A 25,647-nucleotide genomic window follows, 5' to 3' on the forward strand; every position below is an offset into this window, starting at 1 on the left:
AAGATGAGATTTCCCAGTATGTAAGACCCCTTGAAGACGACGAGGTTGATAGGTTCGGGGTGGAAGCACAGCAATGTGTGCAGCTGACGAATACTAATCGGTCGAGGGCTTATCCTAAAAAGTTTGAGAAGCAAACTTACATCGTAAGCATACGCTTAAGTTTGCCCCGGACCCATACATCCGGCAGACAGCAGCTATATAAGGTTTCAGCAAACCTAACTTTCGTATCCAGTTTTCAGGGCGCAATTTGCCTGCCTGTGCTTAAACTAAAGATCTTAAATAAGATTTATGTTTATGCTTAGGGCCCTTAGCTCAGCTGGTTAGAGCGCACCCCTGATAAGGGTGAGGTCGGTGGTTCGAGTCCACTAGGGCCCACCATATTTTCCCTGATAGCTCAGTTGGTAGAGCACTCGACTGTTAATCGAGTTGTCACAGGTTCGAGTCCTGTTCGGGGAGCCAAGTTTGGAGAGATACCCAAGTGGCTCAAGGGGACCCTCTGCTAAGGGGTTAGACTGCGTAAGTGGTGCGAGGGTTCGAATCCCTCTCTCTCCGTTCTCTATTTTTTCAAGGCCCGTTGGTCAAGTGGTTAAGACACCTCCCTTTCACGGAGGTAACAGGGGTTCGAGTCCCCTACGGGTCACCAATATTTTTTATCGACGCGGGGTGGAGCAGCCCGGTAGCTCGTCGGGCTCATAACCCGAAGGCCGCAGGTTCAAATCCTGCCCCCGCAACCAATCACCTTTTAATGGTGAATAACATCCATATGCCGTTGTAGCTCAACTGGTAGAGCAACTGACTTGTAATCAGTAGGTTGGGGGTTCAAGTCCTCTCGACGGCACCATTTTTTCTTAAGATGCTCGATTTACTTTCAAGATCAGCATCGCAAACCGCCACATGCAGGCGGACATAATCGATGTGCCGTTGTAGCTCAACTGGTAGAGCAACTGACTTGTAATCAGTAGGTTGGGGGTTCAAGTCCTCTCGACGGCACCATCTTTTCTCGGGACGTAGCTCAGCTTGGTAGAGCACCTGGTTTGGGACCAGGGGGTCGCATGTTCAAATCGTGTCGTCCCGACCATTTTTTAAACAATGAGATACATATAAAACCGCTATCCTCATAGTCCATCGGACTTTGAAGATAGCGGTTTTTTTATGCCGCAATAGGGAATTATAATCGCAATATGCCGTCATGCGCCATATATTTCAATGGAATAAGGAGGGCTTTGCTGTTGAAGCTTAGTATGAGAATTTTTGCATTGTTTGCTGTGATCATATGGTGCTTAATTAGTCCTGACGCTGTATTTGGACAGCCAGGCGTGTATCATTTTGGATTTAAGAAAAGCGTGGAAGGACGTTTGCCCTCGATAGATGAAGAAGGCTTCAAAAATATCGTGACGAAGCACGGAGCGCTATTTTTAGGGGATACAAGTCAGAAGGAGCTTTATCTCACGTTCGATAATGGCTACGAAAATGGTTATACGCCGCGAATACTCGATGTCTTAAAGGAGAAAAAAGTGCCGGCTGCTTTTTTTGTCACGGGGCATTATGTAAAGGATCAGCCAGAGCTCATTAAGCGAATGGCTGACGAGGGCCATATCGTAGGGAATCACTCTTGGAGCCATCCGGATATGTCACAGCTCTCGGAAGGCAGTATCAAGACGGAGCTTGATAAGGTAAAGGAGCAGGTAGAGGTCCTTACAGGGCAGAAGGAGATGAAATATCTACGTCCGCCTAGAGGCATTTTTAGTGAACGGGTGCTTGCAGCAAGCAAGCAATTCGGATACACGAATGTATTCTGGTCCGTTGCTTATAAAGACTGGGATGTGAATGCGCAAAGGGGCTCACAATATGCGTACAGCGAGGTTGTGAAACAGCTGCATCCCGGTGCGATCATTTTGCTGCATTCGGTGTCAAAGGACAATACGGAGGCGCTAGGCAGAATCGTTGATGAAGCACGCCGCCAAGGCTATGAATTCAAGAGCTTGGATCAGCTTATACGAAGCGAGTAACAAGAAAAAACAGCAGTATCGACCTTAACTCAAATCCTGGGTTAAGGTTTTTTTTGTTGTTATTTGTCTATCCGCTAGCGGAGCGTTAACGTATGATTTAGATGAATCGTTTTGAAAGTATTTAAAAAGCTGCCCTGAAGCTGTTGAAGCATAGACGGAAACTTTCGTCCTCGGCGACAAACACGTTACCATTTATGTTAATGGAGGTTCATTTTGAGCACTTTTTTCTAATTTGAGCAAGAAAAATACATCTTGTCTTCTAAAGCTGACTTAGAAGGGCAAGACTAAGTGTGACCGCATAGATTCAAATTCGTGCTAAGATGATAAATAGAGGTAAACCAAACGGATAAACAAACAAGGAGTCTTTCCTATGAGTAATATGTCTTTACTTCGTGAGCCAAAACAGAGGAAGTTACTGTTCAGTGCGGGACTCAGCTGGATGTTCGATGCGATGGAGGTCGGAATGATCTCATTCATTGTGGCTGCACTCGCTGTGGATTGGCAGCTTGGCGCGCAGCAGGTAGGCTTACTGATGGCCATTAATTCAATAGGCATGGCTGCCGGAGCGGCAGTAGCTGGCTTGCTGGCAGACCGGTACGGACGGCGGGCGATACTGCTGTGGACGCTGCTTATTTTCTCCATTGCAAGCGGTCTATCCGCATTGGCAACAGGGTTTATCGCACTTTGCGTGCTGCGGTTCGCTGCGGGATTCGGTCTGGGCGGCGAGCTGCCGGTCGCATCAACGCTTGTTTCGGAGTCGATGCCCGCCAAGGAGAGAGGGCGCGCCGTCGTACTGCTTGAAAGCTTCTGGGCATGCGGCTGGATTGCCGCGGCGTTAATCGCCTACTTCATTATTCCGCATTATGGCTGGAGAATGGCTTTTTTAATCGGTGCAGCGCCTGCCTTGTATGCATTGTACTTAAGACGAGCCATTCAAGACGCGCCAAGCTACACTGCGCAGCAGAGCATGAAGCTCTCATTAACGGAGCGGATATCATCCATTTGGTCAACGAAGCATCGCCAAGCGACGGCCACCCTATGGATTTTGTGGTTCACAGTCGTATTTTCTTATTATGGGATGTTTCTATGGCTGCCTTCCGTCATGGTGCTTAAAGGCTTTGGTCTGGTAAAAAGCTTCCAATACGTACTGATCATGTCGCTCGCGCAGCTGCCCGGCTATTTCACAGCTGCGTATTTTATCGAAAAATTCGGCCGCAAGTTCGTGCTCGTAACTTTTCTTTTGCTGACGGCCGGGAGCGCGTTATGGTTTGGCAATGCCGAATCAGAGGGGATGCTGATTGCATCGGGCATATGTCTATCCTTCTTTAACCTCGGCGCATGGGGAGGCATGTATGCGTATACGCCGGAGCTATATCCGATTGCAGTGCGCGGAACCGGTGTTGGATTCGCTGCTTCCTTTGGCCGTATTGGCGGCATTATCGGCCCTTATTTGGTAGGAATGCTGGTGGCAAGCAAGATGGAGATTCATTATATTTTTATGATTTTCTTTGTTACGATCATTGTCGGAGCACTTGCTGTGCTGTTTTTCGGCAAGGAAACAAAAGGGACGGACCCGGATAAAGAGGCTGTCGCGCAAGTCGGCTAACCGGATGCTGCATATCCTCATTAAGCTTTAAAGCAAAAAATCCCGCCCTGCTAGGAAGCAGAAAGCGGGATTTGCTTATTAAGCACCGGTCACTTGTTTGGAGAAGAAGGTTTTGAGAGCTTTGTAAACCTCGCCTTTCTCCTTAATGACCGAGTACATAAATTTCTTATGGCTGATATGCTTATACGCGGACATTAGCGTACTGCTGCGATTGTATTGGTTAACTTCGCCGTATCCGAACATATTGCTTCGCTCCATGAGCTGCCCGATCAGTTTGACACATCGTTCATTATCGGAGGTTAGGTTGTCGCCATCCGAGAAGTGAAACGGATAAATGTTCCAATTGGATGTCGGATACCGGCTGTCGATAATCTCAATTGCTTTCTGATAAGCGGATGAGCAGATTGTGCCACCGCTTTCACCGCGGTTGAAGAACTCTTCCTCCGTGACCTCTTTGGCCTCGGTATGATGCGCGATAAATACGATCTCCACATGCTCATACTTGCGGCGCAGGAAACGGGTCATCCAGAAAAAGAAGCTGCGTGCGCAATATTTCTCGAACGAGCCCATACTGCCCGATGTATCCATAAGCGCCAGGATCACGGCGTTGGATTGGGGTTTTACAATTTCGTTCCACGTTTTGTAGCGCAGATCATCAGGCGATATGCCGCCAATCCCGGATTTGCCCGCATTGGCATTGCGGCGAAGATTCTCAATTAATGTCCGTTTCTTATCGATGTTGGACATAATGCCTTTTTTCCGAATATCGTGAAAAACAATTTCAGTCGTCTGCAGTTGATCCTTTTGCTTCTGCTCCAAATTCGGAAGCTCCAGCTCTTCGAACAGCATATCCTCGAGCTGATCAATGCTTATTTCGGTATCGACGACATCCTCGCCTGGTTGATCGCCTGCATCTTGACCTTTACCCGGTCCCTTAGCGGCTTGCGGGTCGACGCCGAGCACGTCGCCAACCTGTGAATCGCCGTCTCCTTGTCCGACGTGCTGCTTCTTGTTGTAGTTGTATATGAAGTGGGATTCGTCGAGACTTTTAATGGGAACCTTAATCGTACGCCTTCCATCAGACAAAACGATGCTTTCGTCGGAAACCAGATCGGGAAGGTTTTGCTTAATTGCTTCTTGTACCTTCTCCTGATGTCGTGCTTGATCCTCATAGCCTTTGCGGTGGAGTGACCAATCCTCCCTTGACACAACAAACAGCGGCTCTGACTCCATTTCCCTCACCTCATTCCAAGAAGTTAACGTTGCGGTATGCATGTAGCCAATGCTGCTTTTCACTTTTTTCTTGTCTGTTACTCAATATATTCAAGAGCCGAGCGGTTATGTGAATGAAAATTAGTCCATTTCTATTAATCTATCGAAGAGCTTGGACAGCTCTACTTGACATTGTGTCTATTCGTTCGCTTATTTTTTAACCAGTTTGTATAATGTAATTAAAAATCGATGTTATATAATATTACATAAAGGAAACAAAAAACTATCTCATACCTTACATTTAAATGCAAAAACAATGAGGAGGGATGAAATGGAGCTGTCCGAAACTGCGAATAAGGCAGAAATCATTGTCGATCAAGTGTCTATGCGTTTTGGGAAAAAAGGTCATGAGATGACGGCACTTCAGCAAGTCAGCTTCGAAATCTACCAAAATGAATTTGTATCTCTCTTAGGTCCATCGGGCTGCGGTAAATCCACGCTGCTTCGGTTAATGGCCGATTTGCTTGAGCCGACTGAAGGGCGCATTACGATTCAAAATGAGCATCCTCGAGAAGTTCGCCTCCGCCGAAAGTTCGGCATTGTATTTCAAAACCCCACCTTGTTCGAATGGAGAACAGTTAAACAAAATATTGAACTCCCGCTCGAAGTGCTTGGCCAAAAAAAGTCGCAGTACCTTGCGTTAACCGAGCAGCTTATCGAATTAGTAGGACTGACCGCCTTCAAGCATTATTATCCCTGGCAGTTAAGCGGCGGGATGCAGCAGCGCGTTGCAATTGCCCGCGCCCTAGCTTTAGACCCGCCTATATTATTCATGGATGAACCCTTCTCCGCGCTCGATGAGTTTACGAAGGAGAAGCTGCAGCTAGAGCTGCTGGACATTAAGCAAAAAACGAACAAAACCATTGTATTCGTCACGCACAGCATCCCCGAGGCCGTTTTCCTATCCAATCGCATCATTGTGCTTTCGGCGCATCCCGGAAAGGTACATTCGATTGTGGATATTGCTCGTGAAGAGAGCGATTCTACGCGCTTTCGCGATACCGAGTACTTTCATGAAGTAACAAGGCAGGTTAGAAAATGCTTCTACGAGGAGAGTGGCTTCCTTGATGAGCAGATGGTTTAGAAGAAACAGCGACGGCGCTGCGATTGTGCTTTGGGCTGCGGGGGTGCTCCTGCTGTGGGAGGCATCGGCGTGGTTTGTTGCTAACGTTGCTGAGCTGATTAACCCTGCTTCAAAGCTGCCTTATCTGCATCTGGTTATTGGCAGCATGATTAAGCATTTTCCGACTTTACTGGAGCAAGGCATGATTACCTTCGGCAATTCGATTACAGGTTTTGCGTTGGGTTCTGCCGTCGGTTTTTTATTGGCCATCCTTATGAGCCTGTCCCGAACGGTTGAAAATACGCTTTCGCCCTATATGGTTGCCTCACAAATGATTCCGATCATTGGGCTCGCACCTATAATCTACGGCATTATCCATGATGCTGCGTTATCCCGCATTCTGATGGCCAGCTACGTTACTTTTTTTCCTGTCACAATAAATATGCTGCGCGGCTTGCACAGCATTAAGCCCGAGCAGCTCGAGCTGATGCGCTCCTATGCGGCTTCCACATGGACCTTATATACGAAGCTGAAGCTGAAAGCGGCGCTGCCGGGACTTCTTGCCGGGCTAAAGCTGTCGGCTCCGCTGGCGATAACGGCTTCAATCATCGTCGAACTGATGGGCGCACCGGACGGTATTGGCGTTCTCATGATCAGCTCTTTGTATTACGGGACTTCGCAGGTTTATATGTTCTGGTCAACCGTTCTGGTTAGCATGGGCATCGGATTAAGCTTGTTTTTATTGATCGGTTTGCTGGAGAGAGGGATTACCCCTTGGCAGCCGGAGTTTCTCTCGAAGGGGAGGGACGGCGGATGAAGGAAAGGCTTGCATCGAGATCGATTGACAGCATCCGCTCCAAGCCTGCTTTAATGAACACCAAAGCCGGCCTCAAGAGCAAGAGACCCGTGTTTTTGCTCCCTTTGGGATTTGGCTTGCTTTTCCTCGCCGTTTGGCAGCTGAAGGGCTTTCACTGGCTGTTTCATTTGGAGCTCTATCAGCTGCCGATTCCTTCTTCGATAGCGACCGCCATTCGCGACAACTCCACTTTGCTATGGAGTTATTCTTTATATACAGGAAGCGAGATGCTTGGCGGCTGCCTAATTGGATCGTTTCTTGGCCTGTTAGCCGCAGCAGCTGCTACATGGTTTCCTGGAACGGGCAAAGGCGGAATTACGATCTTGGCTTCCTTAAACGCGGTGCCCATCGTTGCACTTGCTCCTGTGATGAATAATTGGTTCGGTGCCGGCATCGCGTCAAAAATAGCCATCGTGTCGGTCATGACGATGGCTACGATGGCAGTGATTGCCTTTAAGGGGCTGCGTTCGATCGATCCCACATCGATAGAGCTCATGCATGCGTTTGCTGCAGGGAAATTCCAGGTTTTCATAAAGCTTCGCCTGCGAGCCGCGCTTCCGTATTTATTTACCGCTTTGAGAATCAATATGTCTACGAGCATGATCGGAGCGATTGTCGGGGAATTTTTTATATCCTCGCGCGGCCTCGGGTTCCTGCTCTCCGATCAGATCAAGCTGGGCAATATGCCACTGGCTTGGGCCTGCATCGCAATTGCCGCCGTGCTTGGCATTCTGCTGTATTATTTGGTCCAGTTATCGGAACGTTTGATTATTCCATGGCATGCGGCGCAGCGAAAGCTGTAGTCGATTTGGAGGATATGCCGGAATACACGCACGCATACATGCATCATCAGGGGCTGACAGCAGCTTTTAAATAGAGAATTGAAAATGGAGAGGAATGGTCTGCATGAAAAAGAGAAGCCTGAAACGGCAAACCGTTTTAACCGTGACGCTGGCGCTCGCGCTGCTGCTCGTTGCTGCCTGCGGAAATACCAATGAGCCTGCTGCATCAACTAATGATCCGGAAGCCTCCGCTAACGATTCGGCGGCGTCGGATAAGCCGGCGGCCGAGCCGCTCCAGAAAGTGAAGATCCAGCTGAAATGGGTGCCGCAGGCACAGTTTGCCGGTATTTTCGTGGCGAAGGAGAAAGGCTTTTACGAAGAGGAAGGTCTTGATGTCGAGATCATTCCAGGAGGACCGGATGTCGTGATTGAGCAGCAGGTTGTAAATGGAGCAGCGGACATTGGGGTGACCAGCTTTGACAGCTTGCTTGTGAACCGCGATAACGGACTGCCGCTCGTATCCATTGCGCAGGTGCTGCAGAAGAGCTCCTACCGCTTCGTAGCGAGCAAGGCGTCCGGCATTGACGAGCCGGCGAAGATGAAAGGGAAGAAGGTAGGGATGTGGACGGGCAGCCAGCAATTCCAGGTGCTTGCTTTCATGGAGAAAAACGGGCTTGATCCCAAAAAAGATGTTGAGCTGGTAAAGCAAGGGTTTACGATGGATCAATTTTTCAATAAACAGCTGGATGTTGCCGTTTCTACGATTTACAACGAATATCATGTTGTGCTTGAGAGCGGCGTGAAGGAAGAGGATTTATATGTATATGATTTCGAGGATGCCGGCGTCGGCATGCTGGAAGATACGCTCATCGTGAAGGACGAATGGCTGAAAAACAACCGTGAAACCGCGGTAAAAGCGATCAGGGCAACAATGAAGGGCTGGAATTATGCGATTGCGAATCAAGCGGAATCGGTGGATATTGTGATGAGCGCGGTTACGGAGGGAAGCACGACGAAGGAGCATCAGACGACGATGCTGATGGAAATGGCGAAGCTCGTGAAGCCTGAGGGCTTTACGGAGGCGCAGGTAGGGTCGTTTGTTGACGAGGCGGTGCAGCGGACCGTTGATATTGCGCTCAAATACGAGCTGATTAAGAAGGCTCCGGACCTGGCAGCGGCAGTCGACAAAACAATTTTGGAAGATGCGGCGAAGTAGCCGCATACGCTAGTCTATAAGGATCGCGGATGGTCACATTCGCGGTCTGTTCTACTATAGAAGCGGCAGGCGCGAAGGAGGAGAAGCAGTCTATGGGCGTGAAGGAGACAGCAATGGATGCGGAAGCGAAGGAAGCGCTGCTCGAGAAGGACCGCAAATATTTATGGCATCATATATCTCCCCATAATGAGAATCCGATGGTTATCGTATCGGGAGAAGGAAGCTGGATTACCGATATCGACGGAAACCGTTATTTGGACGGAATGTCCGGGTTATGGTGCGTGAACGTAGGGCATGGGCGTGCGGAGATCGCCGATGCGGCTGCCGAACAAATGAAGAAAATCGCATACTCTACGCTTATTCAATCCCATGTTCCCGCCATTGAGCTTGCTTCCAAGCTTAATGAGTGGCTGGAAGGAGAATACCGGATTTTTTTCTCCAACTCAGGCTCGGATGCTAACGAGGTAGCGTTCAAAATTGGCCGTCAATATCATCACCAGCGAGGGAAATCCGCCAAGCATAAGTTTATCTCTAGACATCGCGCGTATCACGGCAATTCAATGGGCGCGCTTGGGGCGACCGGGCAAGCGCAGCGTAAGCTGAAGTACGAGCCGCTCGGCGTCGGCTTTTCCCATGTACCGCCTCCTTATTGCTATCGCTGTCCCTTTGGCCAAACCAAGGGTTCCTGCGAGACGCAGTGTGCGCAAGCCTATGAAGATGCCATTGTTTGGGAAGGAGCGGATTCCGTGGCCGGCATTATCGTTGAGCCGGTTATTACAGGAGGCGGGATGATCGTGCCGCCCGACGATTATTTGGCTAAACTGCGAAAGATTTGCGATAAGCATGATGTGCTTCTCATTGTTGATGAGGTGATTTGCGGATTTGGACGCTCAGGAGAGCGGTTCGGACATCAGAACTACGGGGTACGGCCTGATATGGTAACAATGGCAAAGGGACTGACCAGTGCGTATTCCCCGTTATCGGCTACGGCTGTATCGGCTGAAATGTATGAGAGCTTCAAAGATAGCGGCCCGGACAGCCATTTCCGGCATGTAAACACGTTTGGCGGCAACCCTGTCTCCTGCGCAGTGGCGCTAAAGAACATTGAAATATTGGAGCGGGAAAATTTAGTCAGCCGCTCTGCGCATATAGGAAAAGAGCTGCTGCGCCGAATAAAGACACTAAAGGCGCATCCGCATGTCGGTGAAATTCGTGTTTTTGGGTCGGCAATCGGGATTGAACTGGTGGAAGATAAGCATACGAAGGAGCCAGCCTCTGCTGCGAGAGTGGCGGAAATCCTAGCGGGCTGCAAGAAAAAGGGACTTCTGATCGGTAAAAATGGCGACACGGTACCGGGCTTTATGAATATTTTGACGCTTAGCCCGCCCTTATCGACGACGGATGATGAGATTGTATTTATCGCCGATACGCTGCTTCAGGTTTTTGGAGGCTTATAGCGGAGAGGAGGAGGAGGAGCAAATGAAGGTGAACGGGGATGCGGGAATTGATTCCCAAAGGCTGCACGGGCGTATTTTTGAATTAGCGCAAATCGGTAAAATTGCCGATACGGGCGTATGCCGCTTGGCTTTATCGAAGGAAGACCGGGCAGGCGTAGAGCTGGTTCGGGGCTGGATGGCCGAAGCAGGCATGAAAGCGCGGATCGATCCGTTCGGCAATTTGATCGGGGTGCTGGAAGGAGCAGATAAGGCCGCTCCCGTGCTGATGCTTGGTTCGCATATTGATTCGCAGCCCTATGGCGGCCGATATGACGGTGTTATTGGTGTACTAGGCGCAATCGAAGCAGTTCAATCGATGGTCGAATCGGGCGTTCGGCCATCTAGGAATATCGAGGTAGTCGCTTTCTGCGATGAAGAAGGCTGCCGGTTCAATAAGGGGTTGTTCGGTGTCAGGGGCATGACGGGGAAGCTTGAGGAGGGCGAGCTGGAACGGACGGATAGGAATGGCGTTTCGCGCAGAGAAGCGTTGATTTCCTTCGGATGCGATCCTGCCTTATTCGCTGGTTATACGTTTGAGGAAGGGAGAATAGGTTCTTTCCTGGAGCTGCATATTGAGCAGGGCCCCGTGCTGGAGGCGCTCGGTGAGCCGATCGGAATCGTGAGCGGCATATCCGGCCCTGTTTGGTGGACGGTTGAAATGACAGGATTCGCAGGGCATGCAGGGTCAGTACCGATGGCGATGCGCCAGGACGCGCTGGTAGGGAGTGCAAAGGTCATAGTGGGATTGAACGCATTAGCGAGCAAGGAGCCCGGAGCACCAACGGTCGGGACAGTCGGTTCATTGACTGTATTTCCTGATTCAAGGAATATCATCCCGGAGAAGGTGAGCTTTACGGTTGATTTTCGCGACATGGATCTGGTGCGCAGAAACGAGTTAGAGAAACAGCTTCTATCCCTTATCGAAGTGACATGCTTGGAGCATGGCTTGACCTATTCAATTCGCGAGGATACCAAAAGCGATCCGCGCTACTGCGCGCCGGAGTTGAGAGCGCTCATGCAGGAGCAGGCCGCGGAGATGGGGCTCGATCCGCCGGAGCTGATGAGCGGTCCTTTCCATGATTCTTTAACGATGTCGTATGTATGCGATTACGGCATGATTTTCGTTCGCTGCAAGGAAGGGATCAGCCACAATCCAAAAGAGTATTCATCGCCGGAGGATATCGAGCTGGGCGTGGAGCTTCTCTACCGGACGGCCCTTAAATTAACGGAGTAGGAGAGGAGGGTGGGAGATGAGCGTCGTAAGGATTGGATTAATTCAAGCGTCGAATGATTTGCATGGGGATGAACCGGTTGATGCACATAAGCGGTCAGCGATCGAGAAGCATATCGGGCTCGTCCGCGAAGCCGCAGCCAAGGGGGCTCAAATCATCTCCCTGCAGGAAATATTTTATGGGCCTTACTTTTGCTCGGAGCAGCAGACGAAATGGTATGCCGCGGCAGAGGAAATACCGAACGGGCCTACAACGAGGCTGTTTCAGGAGCTGGCGGGAGAGCTTGGCGTCGTTATCGTTCTTCCCATTTATGAGCGGGAGGGGATCGCGACCTACTATAACACGGCTGCCGTTATCGATGCAGACGGTACTTATCTCGGCAAATACCGCAAGCATCATATCCCGCAAGTAGCGGCTGGCGGCGGCACCTGCGGCTTTTGGGAGAAGTATTATTTTAAGCCGGGCAATCTGGGTTACCCGGTCTTCGATACGGCCTTCGCTAAGGTTGGCGTATACATTTGCTATGACCGTCATTTTCCGGAAGGCGCTCGGGCGCTCGGGTTAAACGGTGCCGAAATCGTCTTTAACCCATCAGCTACGGTCGCGGGCACTTCGGAGTATTTGTGGAAGCTCGAGCAGCCGGCGCATGCGGTGGCCAACGGCTATTATGTTGCTGCCATCAACCGGGTGGGTGTGGAGGCCCCTTGGAATATGGGCGAGTTTTACGGCCAATCGTATTTGGTTGATCCGCGAGGGACCATTGTGGCTATCGGCAGCAGAGACCTAGACGAGGTCATTATCGGCGAAATGAATAAAGAGCTTATTCGCGAGGTTAGGGACGTATGGCAATTTTACCGGGATCGCAGACCGGAAACCTATGATGAAATCGTAAGTTTATAAGGAGGAACGGGCATGGGCATGACGGTTAATGCGGCGTTTATTCCAGTCGATGCGCTGAGGCGGAACTTCGCCGAGGTGAAGGCGGGAATGCGCCCAAAGGAAGCGATTGAGGAATCTAATCGCTGTTTGTATTGCTATGATGCACCTTGTATCAAGGCGTGCCCGACAGGCATTAATATCCCTTCCTTCATAAAAAAAATTGCTTCCGGCAATATGAAAGGATCGGCGCGCGCCATTATGGACGCGAATCCCGTTGGCGCTACCTGCGCGCGGGTTTGTCCGACGGAGGAGCTGTGCGAGGGAGCATGCGTACTTAACCATTCCTCTAAGCCAATCATGATCGGGGAACTTCAGCGCTATGCGACGGATTGGGCCATTAAGAATGAGCAGAATTTGTTCACAGCCGGTCAAAGCAACGGCAAGTCTGCAGCGATCATCGGCGGCGGTCCCGCAGGGCTGTCGGCAGCGCGCGAGCTTGCGCGATTCGGCTTTGCGGTCACGATCTACGAAGCAAAGGAGCAGGCAGGCGGCTTGGACACGTTTGGCATCGTTTCGTTCCGGTTACCACAGCGCATTTCGCTCTGGGAGGTCGAGCAGGTGCAGAAATTGGGCGTTGAGATTCGGACGAGCACGAAGGTAGGCATCGATGTCGGTGTCGATGATTTATTAGAGCAGTATGACGTTATTGTTCTCGCAATCGGCATGTCTAAAGTGCCTAGCCTCGGCATAGAGGGTGAGCAATTAACTGGCGTATATGACGCGATTGATTTTGTAGAAGCGACCAAAACCGAAATTAAAACAGATTTTATCGGTAAAAGGGTTGCGGTAATCGGAGCGGGAAATACGGCGGTTGATGCTGCGACCTGTTCAGTCAGATTGGGAGCGTCCAACGTGAAGATGGTTTACCGGCGAACAAAAGAAGAAATGACCGCATACGATTTCGAATTCGAGTTCGCCAAGCAGGACGGCGTGGAGTTTGAGTGGCTGAGCGCTCCAAGCCGGATTATCGGGGATGCGGATGGAAACGTTAAGGCGCTCGAATGCCAAGTGATGAAGCTTGAAGCAGATGAAGCGGGAGGAAGAGCAAGGCCCGTTCCAGTAGAAGGCTCAACATATCTGCTTGAGGTGGACGCCGTTATTAAGGCCATTGGACAGACGCGGCATTTGCCGCTGATCGAACAGCTAGGCTTGGATCATAAGCGGGGAATCGTGACAGTCAATAAGGAAACGTATCAAACCTCTAATCCCCGCGTATATGCGGCTGGAGACGTGGTTTTTGGCGAGGGGCAAGGCGAAGCCATGGTCGTATCTGCGGCACAGCAAGGGAAGCTGGCGGCATTATCCATTTACAAAACAATCGGAGCGAGGAGGGAAATGTATGGCTGATCTTAGAATCCAACTGGCGGGCATTTCTTCACCCAATCCATTTTGGCTCGCTTCGGCGCCGCCAACGAATACAGGTTACCAGGTACAGCGCGCATTTGAAGCGGGCTGGGGCGGTGCGGTGTGGAAAACGCTGGGCGATCCCATTATTAATACCTCCTCTCGGTTTGCGGCCGTTCATTTTAACGGCCAGCGTGTGGCGGGCTTCAATAACATTGAGCTGATTACGGATCGACCGCTGGAGGTTAACCTGAAGGAAATATACGAAACAAAAAAGAGGTTTCCCGGGCATGCGGTTGTCGTATCGTTGATGGTAGAACCGAAACGCGAGAAATGGCATGAAATCGTAAAAAGGGTCGAGGATATCGGCGTAGACGGGCTGGAGCTGAACTTCGGCTGCCCGCATGGCATGGCGGAGCGGGGAATGGGCGCCGCTTCCGGTCAGCAGCCGGATTTGGTTGAAATGCAAACGATGTGGGTCAAAGAGGTGGCTAGAACGCCGGTTATCGTTAAGCTTACGCCCAACATTACAGACATTACGGCGACTGCCAAAGCGGCCGTCCGGGGCGGAGCGGATGCGATTTCGCTGATCAATACGATAAACTCGCTGGCTGGGGTAGACATCGATACGTGGAATACGATTCCGCATGTGGGCGGCAAGGGAGCGCATGGCGGCTATTGCGGCCCGGCTGTTAAACCGATTGCACTGAATATGGTAGCGGAATGCGCTCGAAACCCGTTAGTCGGCGTTCCGATATCCGGAATCGGAGGCATTTCGAACTGGCGGGACGCGGTCGAGTTTTTGCTTATGGGCTCGACAGGCGTACAGGTGTGTACAGCAGCGATGCATCACGGCTTCAGCATCGTGGAGGATATGATCGACGGCCTCAACAATTACTTGGACGATAAGGGCCTCAAATCGGTGAATGAGCTGATAGGCAAATCGGTAGCGCGTTATTCGGATTGGGGTGATCTTGACCTGAATTATGCTGTCGTCGCCAGAATCGAGCAGGATACCTGCATTGTATGCAATAAATGCCATATTGCCTGTGAGGATAATTCGCATCAGTGTATCGAGCGGCATACGGACGAAAACGGCGCTGCGTATCTCAAGGTGCGCGAGGAGGATTGCGTTGGCTGCAACCTTTGTTCGATCGTCTGTCCGGTGGAAGGGGCGATTTCTATGATTGAAATCCCTGCGACCGAGATGCCGCTGAGCTGGAATCAGCGGCAAGCGGCTATTGCTGCAGTAGGGAAAGGGAAGGATTCAGACGGCAGCGATAAAAAGGAGGCGGTGTAGGTGACTACGAAGCTCATTAAGAATGGGACGATTGTTACGGCATCGGATACGTATACGGCCGATCTGCTGATCAAGAACGGCATTATCGCTCAGATTGGCAGGGCTATTGAAGCGGAAGCGGATGAAATAATTGATGCATCTGGAAAATTTGTGTTTCCAGGCGGCGTTGACCCGCATACCCATCTCGAAATGCCCTTTGGCGGAACGGTGACGGCCGATGATTTTGCAACCGGAACAACCGCCGCAGCTTTCGGAGGCACGACAACCATCGTCGATTTCTGCTTAACGACCAAAGGAAAACCGCTCAGTGAATCGATTGCCGCCTGGCATAAGAAAGCCGATGGAAAAGCAGTGATCGATTATGGCTTTCATCTGATGATCGGGGAAATAAATGACGAGGTGCTGGCTGAGCTTCCTTCCATTGTCAAGGAAGAAGGCATTACCTCATTAAAGGTATTCATGGCCTATAAAAACGTATTTCAAGCTGATGACGGCACCTTATTCCGGACGATGCTGGCTGCAAAGGAGCTCGGCGCGATGGTGATGGTACATGCCGAGAATGGCGACGTCATTGATTTTCTCATCCGGAAGGCGCTTGAGGAAGGCCATACGGATCCAATTTATCATGCGCTTACGAGACCGTCAGTCCTTGAAGGGGAAGCTACGGGACGGGCGGCAAAGCTGGCGGCGCTTGCCGGCGCAAGGTTGTATGTCGTTCACGTGACATGCGCGGAAGCCGTGCAGCAGATCGCAGAAGCGCGCATGCAGGGCGTAGATGTCTGGGGAGAAACTTGTCCGCAATATTTGGTGCTCGATCAGACCTGCCTGGAGAAGCCGGACTTTGAAGGGGCGAAGTACGTATGGTCGCCGCCGCTTCGCGAGAGCTTCCATCAGGAGGTGCTGTGGAACGCGCTGAAGAGCGGACAGCTGCAAACATTGGGGTCGGATCATTGCTCCTTTAATTTTGACGGGCAGAAGGATTTGGGCCTCGGCGATTTCAGTAAAATTCCGAATGGAGGGCCAGTTATTGAAGACCGGTTCTCGCTGCTGTACTCGGAGGGCGTGCATAAAGGACGCATTACGCTTAATCAATTTGTTGATATCGCAGCAACGCGCAGCGCGAAGCTGTTCGGACTTTTCCCGCAGAAGGGGACGATCGCAATCGGCAGCGATGCGGATATCGTTATCTTTGATCCTTTAGCGCAGCGGACGCTGTCGGCTGCATCGCATCATATGAACGTGGACTACAATCCGTTTGAAGGGATGACAGTTACCGGTTTGCCGGTAAGCGTGCTCTCGCGCGGCGAGTTCGTGGTGCGGGACTGTCAATTCGTCGGCTCACGAGGAGCAGGGAACTACTTAAAAAGGGCGCCTTACACGCCGCTGAATTCGGCGGCGCCCGCAGAAATAATTGATCCAGTAGAGAGGGTATAACAGTGACGCAGGAGGAGGGGTAGCCATGTCCGCTTATGAGCAATATGCCGAAGAGAAAGGCAAGATTGATTCCTATATGAAGCAGCAGTATGTCATTACTGGAGTGCGCGAGGGCTTAAGCGGCGATTGGCTGGAGCTAAAGCATCCCGGAGGAGATGAAGCATCTCTGCTCATTGAAACGGCGGATGCCCGCAAATATTTTGTCAACCTGCTGCTCAAACAGTCCCTCCCGCCTTAATGGATGGGCCCATGCATATATTGGTAAGCGCGAAGCGCAATCTCGATGGTTAATCTTTTTTCGGGCTCCATAAAATTATCGCCAAGCAGCGCAGCGAGCTTATCCAGCCTGTGATAGAGAGTCTGCCTTGCGATGAACAGTGCTTTGGCTGTTTCCTGCTTGGAACCTGAGCACTGCAAATAGATGTTTAAAGTGAGCAGCAGCTGTCCGCCCTTTTCCAGATCGCTGGCGACTACCGGGCCGATATATTCCTCCATTAAAGCCGGTAGGGCATCTGCTTTTTTTAGCGTATAAATAATTTTATGAAGATGCAAATCATGATAGAAAGGGGAGGGGAGCGGACCGATATCCTTTTGAATCGCGATCGTTTCTTTAGCTGTCTCGTAGCTCTCCTGCACATTCGTTAATTGCGAGATATAACTGCCGATGCCGATATGCGAGGAGAAAAAGGCAGGCTCTTGATGCTGCTCGGTCTTTTGCAGACGGCTGATGGCGCGCAGCAGCCGTTCCTGAAATTGAACGGCGCCAAGCTGGTCGAGCACGATGAAAACAATGTGGTCATGGAGCACCAGAGGCAGAAGCAGGAAACCTTCCCCTTCAAAAATAGCGCGGGCAACCATGTTTTTCTGAATGATGAGGGTATCGTCATCTTTGCCGGTTATTGTTTTGGACGCATCGCCAATGTCGAAGAGGCACACCGTTACGCCTGTCAGCTTGGCAGAGGGTTTGATGGAGCGGATATAGTCCCGGATATTATTGGCGGAATGCTTTCCGCCTAGCCAATCTACCGACCATAGATCCTCCTTATGGCGGCGCCGCTCCTCCATATATTTGGTCCGCATCATTTCCTGGGCAATGGCTGTTGCAGCGCGGTCTAAGGCTAGTATTTGAAATTCGCTAAGCTCATGCTTGCCTTGCAGCAGCAAATCGGCAAACAAATGGTCGAGAGCCAAAATCGGGCGATGGGCGATCATTCGCTTCTGCTGGGGTTCCGCAAACATTTTGCCGTAAATCCACTGTTCATAGAAGCTGTCAGCCTTGGCTCTTGGCATATGCGGGATAAAATGGGCTTCGGCGCCTAAAGGGAAGAAGGCGACTTGAGCGCCAGTCGTTTGATGAAGCAGCCGCAGGAGAGACATCAAGCCTTTACCGGAGAGGAGCAGCTGGTTGAGCTCCATTGACAGCGCCTCCAGCTCGGAAACCATGCGATGATGCTGATGAATGAAGTAGGTATGCAGATCCTGCGTAATATCGATGTAGCGGACTTCTTCATGGAAAAAAATAAGAGGAAAGCTCTCGCTCAGCGCCAGCTCTTTCATTTTGTCAAAGGGCTGCTTGGCGTACAGCCCTAGCTCAATGCATAGGCCAGAGGCTCCGCTGTCGATCAGCTGCCGAAGGAAAGACAGGCTTAGTTCTTCGTCATCATGCCAGCCTATGCCGGTGCTCAGAATGAGCTCATGGCCGTTTAATAAATGTCCAACTTGGGTTACTTCCATGATATGTACCCATTTTACGGTTCGGTTCAGCGCTTCCTCGCTGGCGATGGCCTCTGCGTTCTGAAATAGGGGACGCTCCAAAATCTCTCTAACCGTTAGCTGCAGCACCGTCTTTACCATAGGCAGTCACCGTCCAAACTGGATTTGTAACGCTTTTACTGATTATACAAGATGTCCAAAACAATATGTGGAAAATTTACGCAGTCAGGAGCTGAATGGATGGCCATCGAACCGAGTGCAGGGCACGAAACGCAGAAATTGCGTAATTTCATCAATGGCGTATGGGTGGAATCGACGAGTAAACAACTAGACAAAGTGTTAAATCCAGCGACTGGCGCAGTGCTTGCTTATGTTCCGCTATCGGCTGAGGCTGATGTCGAAGCGGCCGTGCTTGCCGCCGGGCAGGCCTTTCCGGCATGGAGCAAAACCCCCGTTCCACGCAGGGCAAGGGTGTTGTTCCGTTACTGGCAGCTCCTTCAGGAGCATGCAGAGGAGCTCGCCGAGATCATTACGTCAGAGAATGGAAAAAGCTACAAGGAAGCCTACGGCGAAGTGCAGCGGGGCATCGAGAACGTGGAGTTTGCGGCAGGAGCTCCCACGCATATGATGGGCGCGACGCTGGCTAATATCGCAACCGATCTGGATTCGGAGCTTTTCCGTGTTCCGCTCGGCGTTACTGGCGGCATCACGCCGTTTAACTTCCCGATGATGGTGCCCTGCTGGATGTTCCCGCTTGCCATTGCACTGGGTAATACCTTCGTGCTAAAGCCGTCGGAGATAACGCCGCTCACGGCGAATAAGCTTGCGCAGCTGCTGCAGGAGGCAGGATTGCCGGACGGTGTCCTAAATGTGGTTCATGGCTCTCATGCAGTCGTGGATTCCTTGACGAGCAGCCAGGGCGTAAAAGCGATATCCTTCGTTGGCTCGCAGCCTGTCGCCAAATATGTGTATGAGCGTGCTTCATCGTACGGCAAAAGGGTCCAAGCGCTCGCAGGGGCCAAAAACATCCATATTGTCATGCCCGATGCGCAAGTGGAGAAAACCGTCGAGAATATCATTGCCTCCTCCTTCGGGAGCGCTGGCGAGCGCTGCATGGCCTGCTCAGCGGTCGTTGCGGTCGGTGATTCTAGCAGCTTCATGAATGCGCTCCAAGCTGCAGCAGGAGCGATGATCATCGGCTCAGGCATGCGGGACGAGGTTACGCTGACGCCGGTCATCCGTGCGGAGCATCGCGCACGGGTAGAGAAGTATATTGAGCAGGGATCGGCTGAGGGCGCTGAGCTGCTGCTTGACGGCAGATTGGCAGCTGAGCGCGGCGGGGACGGTTATTTTCTTGGCCCGACCATCTTTGACCTTGTGAAACCAGACATGACGATTGCGAGGGAAGAAATTTTCGGACCCGTATTATCCGTCTTGCGTGCTGCCGACCTAGACGTGGCGCTTACGATCGTCAACAGCTCCAGATTTGGAAATTCGGCGGTTATTTATACCGAGAACGCAAAGGCGGTGCGCAAGTTCCGAGAGGAAGCCGAAGCCGGGATGCTTGGCGTTAACGTGGGTGTACCCGCGCCTATGGCTTTTTTTCCTTTTTCGGGCTGGAAGGATTCATTCTACGGAGATTTGCATGCGAACGGCAAGGACGGGGTGGAGTTTTATACGAAGAAAAAAATGATTACGTCCAGATACTTCTAACGGATTGAGGAGGCGAGCTGCGATGGAGATCGGAATTCCCAAAGAGTTGAAAAGCCAAGAAAACCGTATCGCCATTACGCCTGGCGGCGTTTATGAATTATCGCGACATGGACATGTTGTGTTTATTGAGAGCGGAGCAGGGGGCGGCTCAGGCATTGCTGACGAGCAGTTCATAGCGGCGGGAGCGGTTGTCGTGCCTTATCCAGAAGATGCTTGGAACAAGCAGCTGGTGCTGAAGGTGAAAGAGCCGCTGCCGGAGGAATACCGCTATTTTCACGAAAATATGCTTTTGTTTACGTATTTGCATCTAGCAGCCGAGCCCGAGCTGACAGAGGCGCTAATTCGCCATAAGGTGACGGCTATCGCTTATGAAACGGTGCAGCTTGCCGGCGGACAGCTGCCTCTCTTGACGCCGATGAGCGATATTGCGGGACGTATGGCTGCGCAGATCGGGGCGCAGTTTTTGGAGAAGACATACGGAGGCCGGGGCATCTTGCTGGGCGGAGTGCCGGGGGTACGCAAAGGACGGGTGTCGATTATCGGGGGCGGCGTTGTCGGGACAGGGGCTGCACAAATTGCGGCTGGCTTAGGCGCCGATGTGACGATTATGGATACCGATGCCAATCGCCTTCGTTATTTAGACGAACGATTCGGGGGAAGAGTCCACACGCTTGCATCGACCTCGAATCAAGTGGCGGAAACGGTGCAACAATCCGATTTGGTTATAGGCGCAGTGCTCATTCCGGGTGCGCGAGCGCCCAAACTTGTAAATGAATCGACGGTTCGCGCAATGTGCAGCGGTTCGGTAGTTATCGATGTAGCTATTGATCAAGGCGGCATATTCGAAACGATTGATCGCATTACAACGCATGCTTCGCCGACTTACGAGAAGTTTGGCGTCCTTCATTACGCTGTAGCCAATATGCCGGGAGCCGTGCCGCAAACAGCGACAGCAGCCTTGACGAATGCAACGATCCCGTATGTTCTCGCTCTTGCCAATGCTGGCTTGAAGAAAGCGCTGCTTAGTAATGCTGCATTAAGCAAAGGAGTCAATACGATAGCCGGCTATGTTACCTGCGAGGCTGTAGCCGCTGCGCATGGGCTGAGCTGCGCGGAGCTGAGTGAATGTTTGCAGGCGATATCGGGTTAGTTTCAAAAAAACAGCGACCTTCTTTGCTGTGAGAGCTGCAGCGATGAAGGTCGCTGTTTTTTTTGCTGTAGTCCTACTGCGTTCCAACCTGCAGGGTGCATGCGCTATACTATGCGATGTGCTTAGAGCAATGGTAATATAAAAGGATAGAATAATAGCATGCTTCGACTAGATTTCGATGTGCGAGGAAAGGGTGTTTGGAACGAATGAAGTTATTTCATACGGCAGACTGGCATTTGGGCAAGCTCGTGCAAGGCATCTATATGACAGAGGACCAGCGCTACGTGCTGGAGCAGCTGCTGCAGGCAATCGAATCAGAGAGGCCTGACGCTGTTATTATTGCAGGCGATCTCTATGACCGGGCCGTGCCGCCAACGGAGGCTGTTGAGCTGCTGGACGAGCTGCTGAGTCGTATTGTCATTGATTTGAAAACGCCGGTGCTTGCCATTTCCGGTAACCATGATAGTCCGGACCGTATCAATTTCGGCACAAAGATGATGGAGAATAGAGGTTTGTATCTGGCCGGACAGCTGCGCGGGGATATGGAACCGGTCGTTATTCGCGACGAGTTTGGCGAGGTGCATTTTCATTTAGTGCCCTATGCCGACCCGGCCCTGGTGCGCTATGAGTTAAACGACGATTCGATAAAATCACATGATGACGCCATGCGGGTGATTACGCATAAAATTAAAGCGTCGATGGCCCCCACAGCACGTCATGTGCTCATCGGGCACGCTTTTGTGACGGCAACTGGCGAGCCGGAGCTAAATACGAGCGATTCCGAAAGGCCGTTGTCCGTTGGCGGAGCCGAGCATGTGAGCGCAGCTTATTTTGAGCGTTTTCATTATACCGCGCTCGGTCATTTGCATCAGGCGCATTTCGTTCGGGACAATACGATAAGGTATTCGGGCTCGCCGCTTAAGTATTCAATCTCAGAGGAAAACCACATAAAGGTTTATTTGGTGATCGAGCTCGATGAAACCGGCACAGCTGCGATCGAGAAACGGGAGCTGAAGCCGCTTCGGAATATGCGCCGTATCGCTGCTTCGATAGAGGAAATCGAGAAGCACGAGGTCAATGAGGATTATGTATTCGTTACACTGCTTAATGATAATCCGGTCTTGTTTCCCATGGAAAAAGTAAGGGCGGTCTATCCGAATGCGCTCCATGTCGAGCGCCGAACATCGCTTGCGGGCGCCGCATCCGCAGACGGATCGGCAGCAGATCCAAGCAGCGCAGCAAGAAGGCGGGAAGCCGATCCGGTCGAGCTGTTCGCCGCCTTTTATCAAGAGGTCAAGGGACAGCCGCTTTCCGAAACGAAAAAACAGCTGTTCGCGCATACGTACGCAGAGCTGCTGCGTGAGGAGGGAGGCGCAATATGAGGCCGATTAAGCTAACAATGACGGCGTTTGGCTCTTATCGGGATACGGAAACGATTGATTTCAGCTTACTGGAGCACCGGCGCTTATTCGTTATCTCTGGCAACACCGGAGCGGGCAAAACATCGATTTTCGATGCGATATGTTTCGCGTTTTATGGGACTGCTAGCGGTGAGGACAGAGCTGATTCTCGAATGCTTCGCAGCCATTTTGCGGCGGAAGACACGCATACCTCCGTCCATTTCGAGTTTGCGGTTGGCCGCAGAAGCTTTATGGTGATTAGGCAAATGCCTCACCGCAAGGGCGGGAACAAAAGCGAAACCGGAGGCAGAGCCGAGCTCTACGAGATGACCAGCGGAGAAGCGATACCCGCAGTCGACCGTTTTATCGTTTCAGACGTAAACGCGCGGCTTGAACAAATCATCGGCTTAACTAAGGAGCAGTTCAGCCAAATCGTGATGCTGCCGCAGGGTGAATTCCGCAAGCTGCTAACTTCGGATACCGATAATAAAGAAGAAATATTGCGACGCATTTTTCGAACGGAGCTTTATGAACGGCTGGAGGGCCGTTTTCAACAAATGCATCGCGGACTGCAGGACCAGCTAAAGGAAGCAAAGACGACGGAAAATGCCTATCTGAAGCAAGTGCAGGAGGCGCTGCCGGAGCGGGAAGGCAGTCCGCTGTCGATTACCCTCAAACAAGAGGTTTACAGCGCCGCGCAAGTGACAGAGGCCTTGGAGCAGGAATTTGTATTTTATAATCAGCTTGCGGCTGAAGCGGGCGACCAGAAAGCAGCGATCGCGGTTCAGCTCGATGCGCAGGAGATGAAGCTCAGATTAGCCGCGGCGCTTAATAGCAAGCATGAGGAGCATGACCGAAAGAAGGCTCAGCTCGAGCAGTTGGATGTTCAGAAGCTGGATTATGATGATAAGGAACAGCGTCTTGCGCTTGCGGAGAAGGCTGCTGCTTTGACTCCATACAAGGAGCAAGCTGAGCGGACGATGGTGGATAAGGCCGCAAAGGAAAATCAGTTGGCTGCCAGACGCGCCGAGCTTGAAGCTGCTGAGCGAGATCATGTACTGTCTGCCGAACGGTATACTGCAGAGGAGCAGCGCGGAGAGGAGCGCCGTGAAGCTGAGCGGGAGCTGACCAGATTGCTGGAGCTTGTTCCTGCGGTAAGGACGCTTGCAGGTCAGCAGCAGGCTATTGATAAGCTTGTGCAGGAGGAACGGAGATGCACCGTTAAGCAGGAAGCTTTAGAGGCCGAGCTTATGCAGCTCCGCGAAGCACGGCAAGCCTCGTATGCTCAAATTAAAGAAACGGAGCTTGAAACGGCTGAACTTGCCGAGAAGCTGGACAAGCTTCGCCTCGTGGAGCAGCAAGGAAAGCAGTTGAAGCGTTTAGTCGACGTAGAGAAGGAAATGGCGCGCATCGGACAGCTTGAGAAGGAATTCGCGCAATTGTTCACCAAAGCAAAGGAAGAGCATGACCGGCTTGAGTCTTCTTGGATTGAAGGGCAGGCATCGCTGCTTGCCGCTCATTTGCACGATGGTAAGCCTTGTCCGGTATGCGGCAGCGAAGAACATAAGGTTAAGGCGAATACCCTTGTTGAAGTTCCTTCCAGGGAGCGTCTCCAAGAGGCAAAGGCACAGCTTGCCGCGGTAGAGCGCGAATGGCTGGAAGCGCGCGCGCAGGCGGCAGCTGCAAGAGCCACAAGGGAGGAAGGGGCGAAAGAGCTAGCTGAGTTCGGATTGCAGGCCGTGAAGCTGGAAGAGCAGCGATCTCAGCTGCTGCTGCTATGGCGAGTATTAAAGGATGAGACCGATAAGCTGCTTTTGAAAGCGAAGCAGCTGCCGGAGCTGAAGCAGCTCTTTGAGCGCCAGGAGCAGCTTTTGGAGAAACACATGCTATCGAAAGACCAGCTTCAGCAAGAGAGGCATCGTCTTATGGTTGAAAGAACCTCACAGCAGTCAGCGCTGCAGCAGGAGCTGGTTCGCATACCGGAGGCGCTTCGAACGCCGGAGAGTCTGAAAGCAAAGCTGAATGAACGGCAAGCCGTCTCGGATCGAATGACAGCGGCTTGGGTCTCTGTGCAGGAGGAGCTTCAACGGAAGACTACGAAGCTTGCTGAGCAAAGAGCTTACGCAGATCAAGCAGAGCGTCAGTTGAAGGAAGCGGAGAACCATAAACAGCTTGCTGAGCAGAGGCTGCTGGAAGAGCTTTTGAAAGCGGGCTTTAGTACGGTTCGGCATTATGAGGATGCTGTTATGGGCGAGATCGAAAGAGAGAGCTTAAGGAAAGATATAGCGTCTTATCGAACGATGCTTTCAGCACTGATGCAGCAATTGACTGATCTCCAAATGGAGCTGGCTGGCAAACCGCGAGTGGTGCTTGTTCAGCTCCAAGAGGAGCTCTCGGCGCTCAAGCAGCAGCAGGAGCAAGTAATGGCTGCGGCACAGACAGCGGTGCGAACCGGTCAAGTCGCTCAGCGTCTAGCAGCATCAATAGGACGGGCCAATGGACAAGTGAAAATGTTTGAAGCTAAGCTTGAGGAGGTTATGGATGTATTCCATATGCTGAAGGGCGATAATGCACTCAAAATTTCGTTCGAGCGGTATATCCTCATTGAGTTTTTAGAGCAAATTCTATTCGCTGCAAATGCCCGTCTGCATGATCTATCAAACGGTCAGTTTTCTTTGCAAAGAAGCGATCGTTTAGAAAATCGGGGCAAACAAAGCGGTTTGGGCTTAGACGTCTACGATGCTTACACAGGGCAAAACCGTGATGTAAAAACGTTATCCGGCGGCGAGAAATTTAATGCATCACTTTGCTTGGCGCTAGGCATGACTGACGTCATACAGTCCCATATGGGCGGTGTAACGATTGAAATGATGTTTATTGATGAAGGCTTCGGTTCTCTGGATGAGGAGTCGCTGCAAAAGGCGATTACTGCGCTTGTGGATCTGCAGAAGGCAGGAAGAATGATTGGAGTCATATCGCATGTGCAGGAACTGAAGGACGCATTCCCAGCCTGCCTTGAGGTCAACAAGACGAAAGAAGGCTTCAGCCGCACGAAAATGATAGTGAGGTAAAATATCAGAGCATAAAAATAGTCTGCTTCAAGCGCCTGAAAGCGGCTGAAG

At 51.4% G+C, this 25,647-nt stretch carries 19 protein-coding genes, 8 tRNA genes and 1 rRNA gene; 26 read left to right on the forward strand and 2 right to left on the reverse strand.

Annotation, left to right across the window (positions count from 1 at the left end):
- The 11 genes from RCO25_RS14465 to RCO25_RS14515 all read left to right on the forward strand — a co-directional run.
- A 23S ribosomal RNA gene (locus RCO25_RS14465) occupies positions 1-117 on the forward strand; the annotation flags it as partial.
- Between the two features lie 184 nt (positions 118-301).
- Positions 302-378 (forward strand) — tRNA-Ile (locus tag RCO25_RS14470).
- 5 nt (positions 379-383) lie between these two features.
- Positions 384-459 (forward strand) — tRNA-Asn (locus tag RCO25_RS14475).
- 5 nt (positions 460-464) lie between these two features.
- A tRNA-Ser gene (locus RCO25_RS14480) sits at positions 465-552 on the forward strand.
- Positions 553-568: 16 nt separating this feature from the next.
- Positions 569-643, forward strand: a tRNA-Glu gene (locus RCO25_RS14485).
- A gap of 14 nt (positions 644-657) precedes the next feature.
- Positions 658-734, forward strand: a tRNA-Met gene (locus RCO25_RS14490).
- A 31-nt stretch (positions 735-765) separates the two neighbouring features.
- Positions 766-841, forward strand: a tRNA-Thr gene (locus tag RCO25_RS14495).
- A 76-nt stretch (positions 842-917) separates the two neighbouring features.
- Positions 918-993, forward strand: a tRNA-Thr gene (locus tag RCO25_RS14500).
- 8 nt (positions 994-1,001) lie between these two features.
- Positions 1,002-1,078, forward strand: a tRNA-Pro gene (locus RCO25_RS14505).
- 133 nt (positions 1,079-1,211) lie between these two features.
- Positions 1,212-2,009, forward strand: a complete 798-nt coding sequence (gene pdaA, locus RCO25_RS14510) for a delta-lactam-biosynthetic de-N-acetylase (RefSeq protein ID WP_374992115.1) — start codon at positions 1,212-1,214, stop codon at positions 2,007-2,009.
- Between the two features lie 370 nt (positions 2,010-2,379).
- Positions 2,380-3,615, forward strand: a complete 1,236-nt coding sequence (locus RCO25_RS14515) for an MFS transporter (RefSeq protein ID WP_308996858.1) — start codon at positions 2,380-2,382, stop codon at positions 3,613-3,615.
- Between the two features lie 78 nt (positions 3,616-3,693).
- Here RCO25_RS14515 and yhbH read toward each other — a convergent pair whose 3' ends face one another.
- On the reverse strand, positions 3,694-4,890 hold the full coding sequence (yhbH, locus tag RCO25_RS14520) for a sporulation protein YhbH (RefSeq protein WP_308996859.1): 1,197 nt from the start codon (positions 4,888-4,890) through the stop codon (positions 3,694-3,696).
- 268 nt (positions 4,891-5,158) lie between these two features.
- Here yhbH and RCO25_RS14525 point away from each other — a divergent pair, with 268 nt between their 5' ends.
- The 11 genes from RCO25_RS14525 (at position 5,159) to RCO25_RS14575 (ending at position 16,787) form a co-directional block, all read left to right on the forward strand.
- Positions 5,159-5,971 (forward strand): ABC transporter ATP-binding protein, encoded by an 813-nt coding sequence (locus RCO25_RS14525; RefSeq protein WP_308996860.1) that lies wholly within the window; start codon positions 5,159-5,161, stop codon positions 5,969-5,971.
- A complete protein-coding gene (locus tag RCO25_RS14530; RefSeq protein ID WP_308996861.1) occupies positions 5,955-6,767 on the forward strand; it encodes an ABC transporter permease in 813 nt (270 codons plus the stop codon). Before RCO25_RS14525 ends, RCO25_RS14530 begins: the two co-directional genes overlap by 17 nt.
- Positions 6,764-7,609: an ABC transporter permease gene (locus RCO25_RS14535; RefSeq protein WP_308996862.1), complete on the forward strand. Its 846-nt coding sequence runs from the start codon at positions 6,764-6,766 to the stop codon at positions 7,607-7,609. Before RCO25_RS14530 ends, RCO25_RS14535 begins: the two co-directional genes overlap by 4 nt.
- Positions 7,610-7,712: 103 nt before the next feature.
- On the forward strand, positions 7,713-8,804 hold the full coding sequence (locus RCO25_RS14540) for an ABC transporter substrate-binding protein (RefSeq protein ID WP_308996863.1): 1,092 nt from the start codon (positions 7,713-7,715) through the stop codon (positions 8,802-8,804).
- A 113-nt stretch (positions 8,805-8,917) separates the two neighbouring features.
- Positions 8,918-10,261: an aspartate aminotransferase family protein gene (locus tag RCO25_RS14545; protein ID WP_308996975.1), complete on the forward strand. Its 1,344-nt coding sequence runs from the start codon at positions 8,918-8,920 to the stop codon at positions 10,259-10,261.
- Positions 10,262-10,283: 22 nt separating this feature from the next.
- On the forward strand, positions 10,284-11,534 hold the full coding sequence (locus RCO25_RS14550) for a M20 family metallo-hydrolase (RefSeq protein WP_308996864.1): 1,251 nt from the start codon (positions 10,284-10,286) through the stop codon (positions 11,532-11,534).
- A 16-nt stretch (positions 11,535-11,550) separates the two neighbouring features.
- Complete coding sequence (locus RCO25_RS14555; protein WP_308996865.1) at positions 11,551-12,432, forward strand: nitrilase-related carbon-nitrogen hydrolase; 882 nt, start codon at positions 11,551-11,553, stop codon at positions 12,430-12,432.
- A 12-nt stretch (positions 12,433-12,444) separates the two neighbouring features.
- The gene (locus tag RCO25_RS14560; protein WP_374992114.1) at positions 12,445-13,818 is read left to right on the forward strand and encodes an NAD(P)-dependent oxidoreductase; all 1,374 of its coding nucleotides are present in this window, start codon (positions 12,445-12,447) and stop codon (positions 13,816-13,818) included.
- Complete coding sequence (preA, locus tag RCO25_RS14565) at positions 13,811-15,115, forward strand: NAD-dependent dihydropyrimidine dehydrogenase subunit PreA (RefSeq protein ID WP_308996866.1); 1,305 nt, start codon at positions 13,811-13,813, stop codon at positions 15,113-15,115. Before RCO25_RS14560 ends, preA begins: the two co-directional genes overlap by 8 nt.
- Positions 15,116-16,549 (forward strand): dihydropyrimidinase, encoded by a 1,434-nt coding sequence (gene hydA, locus RCO25_RS14570; RefSeq protein WP_308996867.1) that lies wholly within the window; start codon positions 15,116-15,118, stop codon positions 16,547-16,549.
- A 25-nt stretch (positions 16,550-16,574) separates the two neighbouring features.
- Positions 16,575-16,787: a hypothetical protein gene (locus RCO25_RS14575; RefSeq protein ID WP_308996868.1), complete on the forward strand. Its 213-nt coding sequence runs from the start codon at positions 16,575-16,577 to the stop codon at positions 16,785-16,787.
- Here RCO25_RS14575 and RCO25_RS14580 read toward each other — a convergent pair.
- A complete protein-coding gene (locus RCO25_RS14580) occupies positions 16,784-18,403 on the reverse strand; it encodes a PucR family transcriptional regulator (RefSeq protein ID WP_308996869.1) in 1,620 nt (539 codons plus the stop codon). The two genes, RCO25_RS14575 and RCO25_RS14580, sit on opposite strands and share 4 nt — an antisense overlap.
- Before the next feature lie 99 nt (positions 18,404-18,502).
- Between RCO25_RS14580 and RCO25_RS14585 the strand changes: the two genes are divergently transcribed.
- The 4 genes from RCO25_RS14585 to RCO25_RS14600 all read left to right on the forward strand — a co-directional run bounded on the left by RCO25_RS14585 (position 18,503) and on the right by RCO25_RS14600 (position 25,596).
- Positions 18,503-19,975, forward strand: coding sequence for a CoA-acylating methylmalonate-semialdehyde dehydrogenase (locus RCO25_RS14585; RefSeq protein ID WP_308996870.1), 1,473 nt, complete (start codon positions 18,503-18,505; stop codon positions 19,973-19,975).
- Positions 19,976-19,997: 22 nt separating this feature from the next.
- Complete coding sequence (gene ald, locus RCO25_RS14590) at positions 19,998-21,125, forward strand: alanine dehydrogenase (RefSeq protein ID WP_308996871.1); 1,128 nt, start codon at positions 19,998-20,000, stop codon at positions 21,123-21,125.
- A 206-nt stretch (positions 21,126-21,331) separates the two neighbouring features.
- Positions 21,332-22,507 carry an exonuclease SbcCD subunit D gene (locus RCO25_RS14595; protein WP_308996872.1) on the forward strand — a complete coding sequence of 392 codons (1,176 nt, stop codon included), beginning with the start codon at positions 21,332-21,334 and terminating at the stop codon, positions 22,505-22,507.
- Positions 22,504-25,596 carry an AAA family ATPase gene (locus RCO25_RS14600; RefSeq protein ID WP_308996873.1) on the forward strand — a complete coding sequence of 1,031 codons (3,093 nt, stop codon included), beginning with the start codon at positions 22,504-22,506 and terminating at the stop codon, positions 25,594-25,596. The genes RCO25_RS14595 and RCO25_RS14600 overlap by 4 nt, the downstream gene beginning before the upstream one ends.
- Positions 25,597-25,647: the final 51 nt, after the last annotated feature.

It is taken from the genome of Paenibacillus sp. LHD-38 (assembly GCF_031157315.1).
In the GTDB taxonomy this organism is placed as follows: Bacteria; Bacillota; Bacilli; order Paenibacillales; family Paenibacillaceae; genus Pristimantibacillus.